Annotated in this window: 14 protein-coding genes, 1 other RNA gene and 1 pseudogene; 3 read left to right on the forward strand and 13 right to left on the reverse strand. The window is 71.7% G+C overall.

Annotated elements, in window-relative coordinates; genetic code table 11:
- Positions 1 to 287: 287 nt before the first annotated feature.
- From ACIQU3_RS30655 to ACIQU3_RS30670, 4 genes are all read right to left on the reverse strand, one after another.
- Complete coding sequence (locus ACIQU3_RS30655; RefSeq protein WP_403727071.1) at positions 288 to 1157, reverse strand: hypothetical protein; 870 nt, start codon at positions 1155 to 1157, stop codon at positions 288 to 290.
- 318 nt (positions 1158 to 1475) lie between these two features.
- Positions 1476 to 2441, reverse strand: a complete 966-nt coding sequence (locus ACIQU3_RS30660; RefSeq protein WP_403727073.1) for a LysR family transcriptional regulator — start codon at positions 2439 to 2441, stop codon at positions 1476 to 1478.
- Between the two features lie 50 nt (positions 2442 to 2491).
- Positions 2492 to 3343 carry a hypothetical protein gene (locus tag ACIQU3_RS30665; protein ID WP_403727076.1) on the reverse strand — a complete coding sequence of 284 codons (852 nt, stop codon included), beginning with the start codon at positions 3341 to 3343 and terminating at the stop codon, positions 2492 to 2494.
- A 12-nt stretch (positions 3344 to 3355) separates the two neighbouring features.
- A complete protein-coding gene (locus tag ACIQU3_RS30670) occupies positions 3356 to 3601 on the reverse strand; it encodes a hypothetical protein (RefSeq protein ID WP_403727078.1) in 246 nt (81 codons plus the stop codon).
- A 248-nt stretch (positions 3602 to 3849) separates the two neighbouring features.
- Between ACIQU3_RS30670 and ACIQU3_RS30675 the strand changes: the two genes are divergently transcribed.
- Both ACIQU3_RS30675 and ACIQU3_RS30680 read left to right on the forward strand, forming a co-directional pair.
- Complete coding sequence (locus ACIQU3_RS30675; protein ID WP_403727080.1) at positions 3850 to 5058, forward strand: MFS transporter; 1209 nt, start codon at positions 3850 to 3852, stop codon at positions 5056 to 5058.
- Between the two features lie 76 nt (positions 5059 to 5134).
- Positions 5135 to 5572 (forward strand): annotated as a pseudogene (locus tag ACIQU3_RS30680) (alpha-xylosidase); the annotation flags it as partial.
- Positions 5573 to 5633: 61 nt separating this feature from the next.
- Here ACIQU3_RS30680 and ssrA read toward each other — a convergent pair.
- The 5 genes from ssrA to ftsE form a co-directional block, all read right to left on the reverse strand.
- Positions 5634 to 6022, reverse strand: a transfer-messenger RNA (tmRNA) gene (gene ssrA / locus ACIQU3_RS30685).
- Between the two features lie 99 nt (positions 6023 to 6121).
- On the reverse strand, positions 6122 to 6604 hold the full coding sequence (smpB, locus tag ACIQU3_RS30690) for an SsrA-binding protein SmpB (protein WP_403727082.1): 483 nt from the start codon (positions 6602 to 6604) through the stop codon (positions 6122 to 6124).
- Between the two features lie 45 nt (positions 6605 to 6649).
- Complete coding sequence (locus ACIQU3_RS30695) at positions 6650 to 7819, reverse strand: S41 family peptidase (RefSeq protein WP_403727085.1); 1170 nt, start codon at positions 7817 to 7819, stop codon at positions 6650 to 6652.
- A 68-nt stretch (positions 7820 to 7887) separates the two neighbouring features.
- A complete protein-coding gene (ftsX, locus tag ACIQU3_RS30700; RefSeq protein WP_403727087.1) occupies positions 7888 to 8805 on the reverse strand; it encodes a permease-like cell division protein FtsX in 918 nt (305 codons plus the stop codon).
- A gap of 40 nt (positions 8806 to 8845) precedes the next feature.
- Positions 8846 to 9535: a cell division ATP-binding protein FtsE gene (gene ftsE / locus ACIQU3_RS30705; protein WP_003990615.1), complete on the reverse strand. Its 690-nt coding sequence runs from the start codon at positions 9533 to 9535 to the stop codon at positions 8846 to 8848.
- A 269-nt stretch (positions 9536 to 9804) separates the two neighbouring features.
- Here ftsE and ACIQU3_RS30710 point away from each other — a divergent pair, with 269 nt between their 5' ends.
- Positions 9805 to 9996 carry a hypothetical protein gene (locus tag ACIQU3_RS30710; protein WP_266456471.1) on the forward strand — a complete coding sequence of 64 codons (192 nt, stop codon included), beginning with the start codon at positions 9805 to 9807 and terminating at the stop codon, positions 9994 to 9996.
- Between the two features lie 128 nt (positions 9997 to 10124).
- Here the strand turns inward: ACIQU3_RS30710 and ACIQU3_RS30715 are convergent, their stop codons facing one another.
- The 4 genes from ACIQU3_RS30715 to ACIQU3_RS30730 all read right to left on the reverse strand — a co-directional run bounded on the left by ACIQU3_RS30715 (position 10125) and on the right by ACIQU3_RS30730 (position 15327).
- Complete coding sequence (locus tag ACIQU3_RS30715) at positions 10125 to 10796, reverse strand: hypothetical protein (protein ID WP_403727090.1); 672 nt, start codon at positions 10794 to 10796, stop codon at positions 10125 to 10127.
- A 291-nt stretch (positions 10797 to 11087) separates the two neighbouring features.
- Positions 11088 to 12194: a peptide chain release factor 2 gene (prfB, locus tag ACIQU3_RS30720; protein ID WP_403727092.1), complete on the reverse strand. Its 1107-nt coding sequence runs from the start codon at positions 12192 to 12194 to the stop codon at positions 11088 to 11090.
- Positions 12195 to 12253: 59 nt separating this feature from the next.
- Positions 12254 to 13501, reverse strand: coding sequence for a serine/threonine-protein kinase (locus ACIQU3_RS30725; RefSeq protein WP_403928788.1), 1248 nt, complete (start codon positions 13499 to 13501; stop codon positions 12254 to 12256).
- 122 nt (positions 13502 to 13623) lie between these two features.
- Positions 13624 to 15327, reverse strand: a complete 1704-nt coding sequence (locus ACIQU3_RS30730; protein ID WP_403928790.1) for a serine/threonine-protein kinase — start codon at positions 15325 to 15327, stop codon at positions 13624 to 13626.
- Positions 15328 to 15331 lie beyond the last annotated feature (4 nt).

Here is a 15331-nt window from a genome sequence, read left to right on the forward strand (position 1 = left end):
GCGGGCGGACGGTGTGGTGGCGTCCGGCCGGCGGGGACGTCGCGGTTGCGCGCGGTGTCCGCGACGTCCTGGGGTCCCGCCGGATGAGCGGGGCGGGACGGTGGGAGCGGCTGCCGGTGAGGTGGCCCCGGTCTGGGTTTCGGTCTCTCCGGTCGGCCGGGCCCGTCGGGAGACGCGCCCGGCCGGCGGAGAGGGGTGCGGCGCCCGGAGCGGCGGGCGCCGCGTCGCGACGCGACCGGGCGGCGACGCGGGTTCAGGCGGCGACGCGACCCGGGCGGCGGCGCGGTCTAGGCGGCGGGCGTCTCGGCTGTGGGCTGCGGCTCGGCCGGGCCCTCCGCCACGGGCTGCGGCTGGGCCGGGCCTTCCGCGACAGTGCCGCCGTCGCCGTCGGTGCCCGTCGTCTCCGTGGGCAGCGGCGAGGGCTCACCCGTCGGTGTCGGGTCGGTGGCCGGCGTGCTCGGCGGGTCCGCCGGCTTGCTGGGGGCGGGGTCGGTGGCCTTGGTACCCGGCTTCGGGGTGGTCCGGGTCGCCGTCGGCGAGGGCTTGGCCGACGCGTCGGGACGGCTGCCGGGGCCGGCGGTCGCGTCGGGCGCGGCGGCGTCGCCGCCGGTGCCGGGTGCGGGTGCCGTGGCGTCACCGGTCGCGGGCGTGCTGCCCGGGGCGGTGGCACCGGTGTCTTCGGGCGGTGCCGACTCGGCGGTCACCGGCGGGGAGTCGACCTGCCCGGCCGGAGCGCTGTCCTCCTTCGTCGGCACGGGCAGCCAGGGGGCGTTGGAGTTGCCCGACAGCAGCGTGGCGACGATGACGACGGCGTAGACCCCGCAGGCCAGCGCGACGGCCATGCCGATCCGGCGGTAGCGGCGGCTGCGGCGGCCGGACTCGTCGACGAAGACGGGCCGGTCGGCCTGGGCCTCGGCGTCCGTGCCCGCTTTGACCTGGCGCAGGAAGCCGTCCCCGAGTTGCACGGCGTCGAGCTGGACGGTGACCTCGTGCGGATCGTGGGTCTGACCGTCCGGGTCGGGCGCGTGGCCCGACGGGTCCGGCTCGTCCCTCTCCTGCCAGGGGTCCTGGACCGCGGTCCGGCTCCCCGGTTCCCGGGCGAGCGCGTCGGCCTCACCGTCGCTCTGGCGGGGAATGCCGCCCAGTACCTCGGTCACGGCGGCCGGCCCCTGGCCGGTCGTCCGGACGTCACCGGTGGGAAAGAACTGCGTCGCTCTTCTGCTCCGGACTCCGCCGTCCGACGAGAATTCGCCGGTAGTGGTAGCGGCCTCGGGCCACTCGGGTTGGGCGTCTTCTCGCCACTGTTTCACGCGCACGCACTTCCCCCCAGGGATGGTTCAGGTGCGCTTGCCGACCTGAGCACCCGCCGTCGGACCGGGCCCCCACCCGTCCGAGCGCCCCCTCTTACCACACCGTGCTCAGACGTCGAATGTAGCGCACGCGCAGGTTCTGTGTGTGCGCCGTATCGAATCGTGTCAGCGGTGAGACAGCATGAGGACATCGTCCACGGCCGGAATCCAGGCCCCCGCAGGCCTGCTCAGCCACCCCTCCGCCCTGGTCAGCCGGGCTGCCGCCCGGCGCAGCGCGTCGAAGGCGGGGTGGGTCAGGCCCTTGCGCCACACCAGGGAGACGGGGGACAGCGGAACCGGGTCGACCAGGGGCCGCACCACCGTCGACGGCAGGGCGGGGAACTCCACGACGGCGAGGATCGGATTGCGCGTCCGGGCCATGATCCGCTGGAACTCCTCCTCCCCCACCGCCAGCGGCGCGGGTGGCGCGATATCGATGCCCCGGTCCTCGAACAGCAGCCGTGCGAGCCCGGTCCACTCGGGCGTGCGGGAATTGCCGGCGCCCGCGTAGACGCTCTCGCCGGCCAGCTCGGCGAGCGGTACGGCCTCCCACGCGGCCAGCCGGTGGTCCTCCGGCAGTACGACCGCCATCGGCTCGAAACGCACCGGCTGGTGGTCGAGTCCGGCCCGCAGCGCCGGGTCCAGTCCGGCGAACCGTCCGAACGAAGCGTCCAGCCGGCCCGCCAGCAGTTCACCGGCGGCTCCGGTCAGGCCGCTCTCGTAGCGGGCCATGAGCTCGTGCCGGGGGGCGAGTTCACGCGCCGCGTGCAGCACCCGGCGCGGCGTGGCCAGGCCCGGGGAGTTGAGGTCGACCAGCAGCGGCCGGGCCTGGCCGAAGGCGGCGAGCAGTTCGTCCTGCGCCCCCAGCACCCGGCGGGCGTACGGCAGGAGCCGCTCCCCGTCGGGAGTGAGCGTCACCTGCCGGGTGGTCCGCACGAACAGCTCGGCCCCCAGCTCCCGCTCCAGCCGCCGCACGTCGCGGCTGAGCGCCTGCTGAGCCACGTGCAACCGCACCGCGGCACGCGTGAAGTGCAACTCCTCGGCGACGGTCACGAAGCCACGCAGGAGGCGGGGGTCGAGGTGGACGGGCATGCGGTGAACCTACAGCGGCCCGGGGCGGGGCACGCGGGGGTGCCGGCCGGTCAGAAGCCGGGAGGCCTCCGTGGCGTGCCGCCCCGGGCTGTGCGCGGGTCCTCTCCCCTCAGGCCCGCCACGCCCAAGCGGCCCTCCGCGCCGGCCGTCGGCGCGCCCTGGCCCACCCGGTGCCGGGGTACCGAGCGCATCGGCGGTCTGGTCAGGGTGATCTGGCGGACGACCTGCTGGAAGCACGCCAGGGCGGCGAGCCCGGGCAGGGCCGCCGCCGCGGTGCCGAGGACGGTCCGGGGCGCCTGGACGACGCACAGCATGACGGCGATGCAGGAGAAGACCAGGACCACGAACCAGGAGTGCACGGCACGGCGCTGGTGCAGCGCGGCCCGCAGGACGGACAGGGAGCCCACCAGCCAGGGCCCGTACACCAGCAGGGGCCACCACGTGCGCAGTCCATGCGCCGCCGGGGACACGGCGACCAGGCGCAGCGGGTCGTAGGCGACGATGCCACTCAGGACGCTCACCGCGGAGGCGATGACGGCCGCCAGCGCCGCGACGAGGCAGCTGGTGGTGCGGAGCACACCGGCGGCGTTGCGGGGCCTGACCTTGCGGTGGCGCCGCGGGAGGTCCCGCACGGGCGGCAGTTCCTCGGTGATGTCCTGGAGGCGCCGCATGTGGGACCCGTGGACGGAGGCCGACGCCGGGTCCTCGGCCGGAGCCGGGGCCGGGGCCAGATCCTCGTCACGGGGGGAGGGGATCCGCGCCGCCTGTTCCCCGAGTGCCTCCTCGAGAATGAACGCCAGTTCCTCGGCGGGGTCCCAGGTCGGGTCCGGCGGGGTCAGGGGCGTGATGAAGTCCCGGGCCGGAGCCCGGTGCCGGCCGGTGCCCTCTACTTTGTCGTACATGGCGTGCCCCGCTTATTCCGCGAGCGCGAAAGCGGGCCAATCCGTCGCACTGATCCACCGCCGGGCAAGATCTCTTTCCAGCGTGCTCATGACGTCGATGAAATCGCGCAGCACCGCCTCGGTCGCCTTCAGTGCGACCGGGCAACCCCCTTTGGTGAGCGTCCCGTTGGCTGTCGCCGACGAATGCGCTGGAGCGGGAATGTAGGTGTACGGGCCGAGCGTTACCGCCCAGCCGTCTTTCCTGGTCGCCTCGGTCATGTACCGACTAACCGTCGGCCCACTTCACCGGATGCGCGGCAAACGAGTGAAGGATTTTCGCGAATGAGCATCTTTTTCATGCGCCATGAGAAGCATCCGTAATCTCCATATTTCTATATGAAGAACAAGGGGCGCATATTTCTCGCCATGGATTTCCGGCCACGTGCCACGGATCCACAACCCAGGTGCGTGAGTGTGCACGGAACAGGTGTTGGACCGCTTGATCGCTCCCGGGCGACGGTGGACGCATGCCGCAACTCTCCCCGTACCGCCGCCTGTTCCGCCTGCCCGGTGCCCGCGCGTTCACCGCCGGAAACCTCGTCGCCCGGCTGCCGATGGGCATGTTCAGTGTCAGCGCGGTCGTGATGATCGCCGGGAGCCGGGGCTCGTACGCCCTCGCCGGTGCCGTCACGGCGACGGGTCTCGCGGCGACCGCGCTGGTCGCGCCGTGGATCGCACGGTTCGTCGACCGCCACGGCCAGGCCCGGGTGGCCCTGCCCGCCACGGTGGTCGCCGTGCTCGGCTCCCTGTCCCTGCTGCTGTGCGTGCGCCACGGCGCCCCGGACTGGACCCTGTTCGCCTCCTACGCGGCCACCGCCACGACACCCAACACCGGCGGCATGTCCCGGGCCCGCTGGGCCCATCTGCTGGCCGGCGACGCGAAGGCGCTGCACACCGCCAACTCCTTCGAGCAGGCCGTGGACGAGCTGTGCTTCATGCTCGGCCCGGTCCTCGCGGCCTTCCTGTGCGGGACGTTCTTCCCCGAGGCGGGCACCCTCGTGGGCGCGGTGCTGCTGCTGACCGGCATGGTCCTGTTCACGACCCGGCGCGCCACGGAGCCCCCGGTCCGCGCACGCATACCCGGCAAGGCGCCGTTGCGCGCCCCCGGCATCCCGCAGCTGCTCGCGGTCTGCCTGGCGATGGGCGGCGTCTTCGGTGCGACGGAGGTCGTCACGCTGGCCTTCGCCGATGCGCAGGGGCGGCAGTCGGCGGCCGGGATCGTGCTCGCGCTCCAGGCCGCGGGCTCGTGCGGGGCCGGCCTGCTGTACGGCGCCGTGAAGCCCACCGGACCGGCCGCGGCCCGGCTGCCCTGGTGCGTGGCCGCGATGGCCGCGCTGCTGACCCTGCCGCTGCTGGCCGCGGCCCTCACCGGTTCGCTGCCCCTCCTGGCCGCCGCGCTGCTGGTCGCCGGGATGGCCACGGCCCCGACGATGGTCACGACGATGACGCTGGTCCAGGAGCGCACCCCCGCGGGCCGGCTCAACGAGGGCATGACGCTCGCGGTGACCGGCCTGCTGGGCGGCATCGCCGGCGGCAGCGCGCTCGGCGGCTGGACGGTGGAGCACCTCTCGCCGACGACGGGCTACGCCCTGCCGGTGACGGCGGCGGCCATGGCCCTGGCCCTGTCGCTGCCCACGGCTTCGAATCGCTTCACCAAGATCCTCACGTCCCATTGACGCACTTACGCCGCCCGCTTACGTTCGATCGTCGAAGCGCTTCGACACCAGGAGCCGGGAGAGTGGGGACGCTCACATGAAGTTCACCGACGGCTACTGGCTCCTGCGTCGAGGGTGTCACCGCGGCCCACCCGGCCGAGGTCCTCGACGTCACCGAGGCGGACGGCGCCCTGGAGATCCACGCCCCGACCCGGCCCATCCGCTCCCGCGGCCACCTGATGACCGGCCCGCTGCTCACCGTCAGGGCGCACTCCCCCATGCCCGACGTCATCGGCCTGACCCTCACGCACTTCACCGGCGGCCCGCCCCGGGCTCCGAGTTCGAGTTCACGACGTCAGACGGTGCCGCGGAGATCTCGTACGGCGACGAGCACGCGACGCTGACCTCCGGCGCCCACCATCTGCGCGAACAGCTGGTGTTGACGGTCGGCACATCCGTCTACGGCCTCGGTGAGCGCTTCGGCCCGCTGGTGAAGAACGGGCAGGTCGTGGACATCTGGCAGGCCGACGGCGGCAACGGCCCCATGACAAAGGCCCCGCCGCTCGGAAGCGGCGGGGCCTTCGCCCACATGGGATGAGTGGAGATGGCGGGAATCGAACCCGCGTCCAACGGTGCAGAATCAGGGCTTCTCCGTGTGCAGTTCGCTGCGATTTTCTCGGCCCCGGCGATCACGCGAACAAGTCGCCGACGGGCCCAGTCACTGTTTGATTTCCCATCGAACCCCGTGACCGGGCTCGATGGTTTAGTTCCCTAGCTTATGCCAGGATCCGGGCCGGGAACGCTCCCGGGCTGACACCCATTTAGGGTCCTTCAGTCACTGCTTATCAGGCAGCGAGGGCGAAGGACTGGGAATCGCGCTTGGTATTGGCGATTATTTTTTGCGACATATGGTTTACGAGATCATTGCCGCTTCCTCGACACGCTTCCCCTGCTTCGACAGCCGCTGTCGAAACCGATCATCCCCATGTTGTGTTGACAAATCCCTCCGGAGAGGGGCGCGCACCCTCCGTGGGGTGCAGTCACCATCGTACGTGACCAACGCAGGTCGGTGCCAGCGTATTCCCTACGCCCCGCGCTGGCGCCGCCGCACCGCGGCGATCGCGCGGTCGGTCTCGCGCCGGTCCTGCTTCTCGCGGAGCGTCTGACGCTTGTCGTACTCCTTCTTGCCCTTGGCCAGCGCGATCTCGACCTTGGCCCGGCCGTCCTTGAAGTACAGCGCGAGGGGCACGATGGTGTGGCCCGTCTCGCCCGTCTTCGACGCCAGCTTGTCGATCTCGGCGCGGTGCAGCAGCAGCTTCCGCTTGCGCCGGGCGCTGTGGTTGGTCCACGTGCCCTGGCTGTACTCCGGCACGTGCACGTTGTACAGCCACGCCTCGTGCTGGTCCAGCTGCACGAAACCGTCGACCAGCGACGCCCGTCCCTGGCGCAGGGACTTCACCTCGGTCCCGGTGAGGACCAGGCCGGCCTCGTAGGTGTCGATGATGAGGTAGTCGTGCCGCGCCTTCTTGTTCTGCGCGATCAGCTTGCGCCCTTTTTCCTTAGCCATAGTCCGACCATTTTCGCACTACGGAGGGGCTCCGCGGAAAGTCGATTACGAGGGGCTCGCGAGACCGCGCAGCACGGTACCCGCCCGCTGGAGGGCGTCCTCGTCGGTCTCCAGGTCGGGCGTGATGCCCCGGCCGTCGACGCTGCGGCCGGAAGGGGTGCGGTAGTGCCCCACGGTCAGCTCGGCGACGGAGCCGTCGGGCAGCCTGCTCGGCATCTGGACCGAGCCCTTGCCGAAGGTGCGGGAGCCCACGACGAGCGCCCGCCCGCGGTCCTGCACGGCGCCGGTGAGGAGCTCGGCCGCGCTCATCGTCCCGCCGTCGACGAGCGCCACCAGCGGTCTCGTGGTGTCGCCCCCGGATTCGGCGTGCAGGGCTCGCTGCTCGCCCTCGACGTCGTAGGTGGCGACCAGGCCGCCGTCGAGGAAGGCGGAAGCGGCGGTCACGGCCTCGGCGACCAGACCGCCGGAGTTGCCGCGCAGGTCGAGGACGATCCCGGCGCCGGGCGAGGACTGCCGGACGGCTTCGCGGACCCGGTGGCCGGAGCCCTTGGTGAAGGTGGCGACCTTGATGAGGGTGACCCGGCCGGCGAGTTCCCGGACGGTGACCGAGTCCGTGGACAGCTGGGCCCGGCGCACGGTCTCGGTCCACGTGCGTGTGCCGCGCTCAAGGCCGAGACGGACGGTGGTGCCCACGGACGCGTCGGTGGCGTCCCCGCGCAGTAAGGAGACGACCTCGGTGACGGGCCGCCCGTCGGTCCGCTCCCCGTCGACGCTGCGCAGCAGGTCACCGGCGCGGATCCCGGCGGTGGCCGCGGGCGACCCGGCGCGCACCTTCGTCACCTCGATACGGCCGTCCCGTTCGCTGCGGGCCCACAGGCCGACGCCGGTGTACTGGCCGTCGAGCGACTCCTCGAACTCCTCGTACTCGCCCTGCGAGTAGACGGCGCCCCAGCGGTCTCCGCTGCGGCTGACGGCGCGCTTGGCGGCCTGGAGCGGGGACTTGCCGTCGGCCATGGCCTCCTCGGCGGCCCGCTCGACCTCCGCGTGGTGCCCGGCCGTACCGGACGAACGGACCTCGTCCGGGGCGGACTTCCCCTGGCCCTGCGGCAACGCCCCGGTGGCCGCGCCGGCGGCGAGCACGCCCGCGAACACCAACGTCAGGGCGGCCCCGCGACGGATGCGACGGGGCTGACAGAACGGGTCACGACCTGACATGCCGGTGAGTCTAGGACAAGCGGACGGGCCGTACGGTCGGTTGACCGCACGGCCCTTCTTGGCATGCGTCACACCTTCAAGTACTTGCGCAGCGCGAAGAACGCGGCCAACGCGGGCATCAGAAGGCTCGTCGCGAGGATGAGCGGCAGCTTGGTGAGGACGGCGTCCCAGCCGATGAAGTTGATCAGTGTCAGCTGGTCGGCCAGGGCCAGTCCGTGGTCGATGAGGAAGTAGCGCGCGATCAGCAGGAAGCCGCACGCGAGGGTGCCGCCGATGAGACCGGCGACCGCGGCCTCCATGATGAACGGCGCCTGGATGTAGAAGCCGGAGGCGCCGACCAGCCGCATGATGCCCGTCTCACGCCGGCGGCTGAACGCCGAGACACGCACGGTGTTGACGATCAGCATCAGCGCCACGACCAGCATCAGCGCCATCACCGCCCGGGCGGCCCAGTTCATGCCGTTCAGCAGCTTGAAGAGGTTGTCCAGGATGCCCTTCTGGTCCTGCACGGACTGCACGCCGTCCCGGCCGTTGAACGCGGTGGCGATGACCTGGTACTTCTCCGGGTCCTTCAGCTTGATGCGGTACGACTCCTGCATCTGGTCCGGCGTGAGGGAGCTGGCCAGCGGGGAGTCGCCGAACTGCTCCTTGTAGTGCTTGTACGCCTGGTCCTGCGACTCGTACGCGACCGCCTGGACGACGTTCATCTTGTCGAGGTCGGCCCTGATCTGCTTCTTCTGGTCGTCGGTCACCGCCCCCTTGGCGCAGTTGGGGTCGGACTCGGCGTCGCTCTTGTTGCAGAGGAAGATCGAGACGTTGACCTTGTCGTACCAGTAGCCCTTCATGGTGTTGACCTGGTCGCTCATCAGGAGCGACCCGCCGAACAGGGCGAGCGACAGGGCGACGGAGACGACGACGGCGAAGGTCATCGTCAGGTTGCGGCGGAGACCGACACCGATCTCCGACAGGACGAACTGGGCGCGCATGGCGACTGGTTATGCCTTTCCGTGGATCTCGGGTGCGGTATCAGTGCTGGTAGCCGTAGACACCGCGGGCCTGGTCGCGGACGAGGCGGCCCTTCTCCAGTTCGATGACGCGCTTGCGCATCTGGTCGACGATGTTCTGGTCGTGCGTGGCCATCACCACGGTCGTGCCCGTCCGGTTGATGCGGTCGAGCAGCTTCATGATGCCGACCGACGTCTGCGGGTCGAGGTTGCCGGTGGGCTCGTCGGCGATGAGGAGCTTCGGCCGGTTGACGAAGGCCCGCGCGATGGCGACGCGCTGCTGTTCACCACCGGAGAGCTCGCCGGGCATCCGGTCCTCCTTGCCGCCGAGCCCGACGAGGTCGAGCACCTGCGGCACGGACTTGCGGATCTCGCCGCGCGACTTGCCGATGACCTCCTGCGCGAAGGCGACGTTCTCGCCGACCGTCTTGTTCGGCAGCAGGCGGAAGTCCTGGAACACCGTCCCCAGCTGGCGCCGCATCTGCGGCACCTTCCAGTTGGAGAGGCGGGCGAGGTCCTTGCCCAGAACGTGCACCTGACCGTGGCTGCACCGCTCCTCGCGGAGGATCAGCCGCAGGAAGGTGGACTTTCCGGAGCCGGAGGACCCCACGAGGAAGACGAACTCGCCCTTCTCGACCTCCAGGGAGACATCCCTGAGGGCGGGGCGGGTCTGCTTGGGGTAGACCTTGGACACGTTGTCGAATCGGATCACGGATGCACCACGGGTCGCCGGGGGTAGATGAGCGTGACCATACGCGAACCGGGTGGGGCACCGCAGTCACCGACCGTGGTTGCGCCACGGATGTGCCATTTGTTCCGAGCCCCGAGCCGAGCGCCGGAGGGCACGCGGGCACTGTGCGTACAGCCACAGAAATCGCGCAGCCGCGCGACGGCCGGCGGAACCTGGCAGAGTGGAGGGGGGAACATTCCCACCACCACGGACGTTGGACACCGTGGAACCGGTGCAAGGAGGGCAAGCGCATGACGTACGACCGGCTGGTGTGCGCGAACTGCGCGTCCCCCGTGAACGAGGGCCGCTGCCCCGTGTGCCGCGCGAACCGCGAGCGGCTGCAGCAGGAGAACTTCCTGGCGGGCCTGAACCCGATGACTCTCATCGCCCTGCTGACCGTGCTGATCGCGGCAGTGGCCCTGCTGGCGCACCAGACCGCGTAGGGGCACAGGCCGCCCCGTTCCTCAGGGCGTAAGCCCCCCTGCCGACCATGGCCGAGGGCCCGGAGCGTGTCGCTCCGGGCCCTCGGCGTGTCGCTCAGCGCGCACGGTCCGTACGGACGTGGCTACCGTCAGGCGGCAGCGCCGCCGCGGCCGCTCGCGAGGCGGGGCAGCAGACGGAAGCCGACACCGCCGGCGATCATCGTGGCGGCACCGATCACCAGGAAGGTGGTCTGCGCGGCACCCGTCTCGGCGAGCTCCTTGCCGTTGCCCTGGGCCTGCGGGGCCGGGGTCGAGTCCGAGCCGGTGTCGGTGAGGGCGGAGGAGCCCTCCTCCTGCGGCGAGGTGCCGCCGTCGGGGTCGGCGTTGTTGCCGCCACCGGTGCTGCCACCGTTGGCGTTGCCGTTACCGCCGCCGTTACCGTTACCGCCGCCGTTGCCGTTGTCGCCACCGTTGCCGCCGCCGGTGCCGTTCCCGTTGCCCGGGTCGGACGGGGTGTCGGTCGGGTCCTCGGTCGGCTCGGTGGGCTCTTCCGTCGGCTCGGTCGGCTCCTCGGTGGGCTCCTCGGTCGACGGCGGGTCCGTCGGGAGGTCCGTGGGCGGGTCGGTCGGGAGCTCGGTCGGCGGGTCGGTCGGCTCGTCGTCGCCGGCGCTCACGCCGACACCGACGCCGGTGTCGCCGAGGCCGACGCTCACACCCAGGTCGAGAGCGGATGCCGCACCGGCGGCGGTCAGCGAGGCGCCGGCGGCGATCACGGCACCGGCCGCTATCCGCGCGACACGGATCCGCGTCTTCTTCGTCATGTGGTTGCTACCCCCAGTAGCTCATCGTCATTAGGCAGCGCTCGGGGCTGTGCTCGACGGGGACGGCTGCGGTGAAAAGGCGCCCCGGTTCACATGCGCCCCAGAGACACGCATGCCGCGCTTTACCCTTCCCATTTTTCAAGAACACGTCAAGGCCGTTTGCGGCCACCGTGTCCAACTACGGGAGTTTTGCCGGGAGTCCAGGGCTGTGAGTGTGATGTAAAACCCGGACATGGGGGTACGCAAAAGGCAACTGCCGCCCGGAAGGCGGCAGTTGCCTTGTCGACAAACTTACTTCTCCTGCTGCTTGCGCCAGCGAATTCCGGCTTCGAGGAAACCGTCGATCTCGCCGTTGAACACGGCCTCGGGGTTGCCGACCTCGAACTCGGTGCGCAGGTCCTTCACCATCTGGTACGGGTGCAGGACGTAGGAACGCATCTGGTTGCCCCAGGAGTTGCCGCCGTCGCCCTTGAGGGCGTCCATCTTGGCCTGCTCCTCCTGGCGGCGCCGCTCCAGCAGCTTGGCCTGGAGCACGTTCATGGCCGTGGCCTTGTTCTGGATCTGCGAGCGCTCGTTCTGGCAGGAGACGACGATGCCGGTGGGGAGGTGGGTGAGGCGCACCGCGGAGTCGGTGGTGTTGACGCCCTGGCCCCCGGGGCCGGACGAGCGGTACACGTCCACGCGCAGCTCGGACTCGTCGATCTCGATGTGGTCGGTCTGCTCGACCACGGGCAGGATCTCCACGCCCGCGAAGGACGTCTGGCGCCGGCCCTGGTTGTCGAAGGGCGAGATGCGCACGAGCCGGTGCGTGCCCTGCTCGACGGAGAGCGTGCCGTAGGCGTAGGGCGCCTGGACGGCGAAGGTGGTCGACTTGATGCCGGCCTCCTCCGCGTACGACGTCTCGTAGACCTCGGTCTTGTAGCCGCGCTGCTCGGCCCAGCGCAGATACATGCGCTGGAGCTTCTCGGCGAAGTCGGCGGCGTCGACGCCCCCGGCCTCGGCGCGGATGTTGACCACGGCCTCACGGGAGTCGTACTCGCCGGACAGGAGGGTGCGGACCTCCATCTCGTCCAGCGCCTTCTTCACGGCTGCGAGCTCGGACTCGGCCTCCGCGCGGGTGTCCGGGTCGTCCTCCTCCTCGGCCATCTCGAAGAGGACTCCCAGGTCATCGATACGACCACGCAGGGCCTCGGCCTTGCGCACCTCGGCCTGGAGGTGGGACAGCTTGCTGGTGATCTTCTGCGCCTCATCGGGGTTGTCCCAGAGGGACGGCGCGGCCGCCTGCTCCTCGAGCACGGCGATGTCTGCCCTCATCTTGTCGAGGTCCAGAACGGCCTCGATCGACTCCATGGTCGAGGAGAGGGACTTGAGCTCTTCGGATACGTCGACGACTGCCACGCCCTCCAGCGTAACGGCTCCGCCCGCCGGCCATCGCAGGGCGGCCCGGGCCGCCGGGCTCAGGGGGTCTGCGGGGCCGAGTTCTTCGTGTCCTCGGGCGGTGCGCTCCCGTCGTCGCCCGACGTGGTCAGCCAGGCTCCGACGCCGATCGCCGCCGCGAGGGCGACCGCGCACGCTCCCAGGGTCACCCGGCGGCGCCGGGTGGCGGCTCGGTTGCGGGCCGAGCCGGGGCGCGGGGCACCCGGGGTGCGCGGGGCCCGGGCCGTGCCGTGGGCGCCCCCGGCCAGCTCGTCGGGGGCGGGGACGCGCATCGAGGTGTGGGTGTCCCGGTTGGAGTCGGTGGGCTTCGCGCCCGGCACCAGCGGGACCGCGCCCCGCCGCCGGACCCGCTCGCCGGCCGGCGCCGGTCCGGCGGGCTGCTCCTCCCGGCCGGACTCCTCCGCGGTCTCGGTGTCCGGCTCGTCGACCTCCAGCGGGGGCATGCCCTCCAGCATCGGCAGCAGCTCCCGCAGCCGGACCCCGAGCTCCGAGGCCCGCAGCCGCGAGGCCGGGGCCTTGGCCAGGCACTGCACCAGCAGCTGCCACAGCTCGTCGGGGATGCCGGGCAGCGGGACGACCGTCTCCGTGACGTGCCGGCGCAGGACCGCGCCCGGGTGGCCGCCGCCGAAGGGGGTGAAGCCGGCCAGCAACTCATAGAGGACCGTGGCGAGCGCGTAGATGTCGACGGACGCGCGCGGGGGCAGGCCCTCGACTATCTCCGGGGCGAGGTAGTCCGGGGTGCCGATGATCTTGGTGGCCTTGGTGCGGCGCGGGGTGTCGATGAGCTTGGCCACGCCGAAGTCGGTCAGCAGCGCGCGGTGGGAGCCGCCGGGGCCGAGCGGGCCCTGCATGTCCAGGAGCACGTTCTCCGGCTTGACGTCCCGGTGCACCACGCCCGCGGCATGCGCGGCGGCCAGTCCGTCGGCGATGTCGGCCGCGATCGCGACGGCCGCCTCGGGGGCCAGGCGCCGGTCCCGGTCCAGCCGGGTGCGCAGGTCCGTGCCGCGGACGAGGTCCATGACGAGCGCCAGGTCGTTGCCGTCGACGACCAGGTCGCGCACGGACACCATGTGCGGGTGCTCCAGGCCGAGCAGCGCCGTGCGCTCCTGGACGAAGCGGCCGACGAGTTCCTGGTCGGACGCGAGGTCCTCGCGCAGCAGCTTGATGGCGACGGGGCCTTCGGGACCCTCGCCCAGCCACACCGTGCCGGCGCTGCCCCGCCCGAGGATCTGGTGGGCGGTGTACCGGCTGCCGATCTTCCGTGCCAAGGCTGCTCCTACCGACGCGTGTTGTCGCTAAAACTACGCGTCCGGAGAGCCAACCTTCACCGGGGAGGCGGAAATCACCCCCCGGGTGTCGACAAATCACCAACCCCGCAGGGCGGTTCCGGTCAGTTCGTGCCGGAACCGCTCCCGCCGAGCTTCTCGAACCAGCCGGTCACGGTGGAGAACCAGTCGGTGAGCTGGTCCCAGTAGCCCTTGCCAGTGCCGATCCACTCCTGGAGCGGGCTCAGTTCCCACACCAGCCAGCCCGCGACGAACAGGATGACGATCGTGAAGAGGCAGCCCTTCAGGCAGCCCAGGCCGGGGATCCGCATCGGGTTGGCGCTGCGCTGGCGCGGCTGCCGGGGCTCACGCTGAGGCCGCTGCGGCTGCTGGGGCTGGGCCGGGGGCGCGGGCGGGGCGTAGCGCTGTGGCGGCTGGGGCCGCTGCGGCTGCGGGGCGTACTGCTGGGGCTGGGGCTGGGGCTGGGGCTGCGGGTGGCCGTAGCCGGGCCCGGGCGGGGGGGCCTGGCGGCGCGGCGGCTGCTGGGGCCGGGCGACCTGGCGCTGGGGGCGGCGGCGCAGCGGATCCTCGTTCGGGTCGAGGTACTGGACCTGCGTCTGCTCGTTGCGGTCGCGGGCCGCCCGCAGCTGGTTCTGCCAGGGGTGCGGGTCCTCGGGCCCGCCCTGCTGGTTCTGCCCGCCGGGGTGGCCGGGCGAGCCCGGCGGGACCGGGGGCATGACGGCGGTCGGGTCGGCCGCACCCCGGTGGTTCATGACGGCGGTGGGGTCGGCGGCGCCGGCCGGGCCGGCGGTGTGCGGCATGACGCTGGTCGCGGCGTTCGGGTCGTACGAGCCGGCGCCCTGCGGGAGGACCTGGGTGGGGTCGGCCGCGCCGGGCGTGTCCGGCACCGGCGCGGGGGCCGGGTCGGGCACGAGGAGCATGCCGACGCCCTCGGCGGCGGCGATCTGCGCGGAGTTCGCGTGCACCCCGATGCCCTCGGCGACGACGCGCAGGCCGCGGGCGAGGTTCTCGGCGCTGGGGCGCTCGTCCGGGTTCTTGCGCAGGCAGCGCTCGATGACCGTCCACAGGGGGTCGGGGACCGTGGAGGGGCGGCGCGGCTCGGAGCTCAGGTGCTGGTGCAGCACCTCGAGGGCGGAGCCGCCGGAGAACGGCGGGCGGCCGGTGACCAGCTCGTACAGCAGGATGCCGGCGCCGTAGATGTCGACGGCGGAGGTCTGCGGGCGGCCCTCGGCGGACTCGGGGGCGACGTACGCGGGCGTGCCGACGAACTCCTGGGTGCGGGTCAGGCCCGGGGAGTCGGCCAGCCGGGCGATGCCGAAGTCGGTGAGCAGCGGGTGCATCTGCCCGTCGTACTGCTGGAGCAGGACGTTGGCCGGCTTGAGGTCGCGGTGGACCACGCCGTCGGCGTGGCTGGCGGCGAGCGCGTCGGCGATCTGGGCGGTGAGCAGGGCCGCGGCGACCGGGGTGAAGGGGCCGTTCTCGCGCAGGTAGCGGTGCAGGTCGGGACCCTCTACGAGGTCCATGACCAGCGCCAGCAGCTCGCCCTCGACGACCAGGTCACGGACCCGGACGATGTTCGGATGGGTCAGCCGCAGCAGGACGGACCGCTCACGCAGGAACCGCATGACGATGTCCGGGTCGCCGGCCAGCTCCTCCTTGAGGACCTTGATCGCGACGGTCTCGCCGGGCTGTCCGGGCACGGCTGCCTCGGCGCCCGCCGTCTCGCGCTGGCGGGCTCGCCAGACGGTGCCCGTGGCGCCGCGTCCGAGCGGCTCCTCGAGCAGGTACTTGCTGCCTACCGGCCGCACGTCA

This window comes from Streptomyces sp. NPDC101110 (assembly GCF_044759525.1).
In the GTDB taxonomy this organism is placed as follows: domain Bacteria; phylum Actinomycetota; class Actinomycetes; order Streptomycetales; family Streptomycetaceae; genus Streptomyces.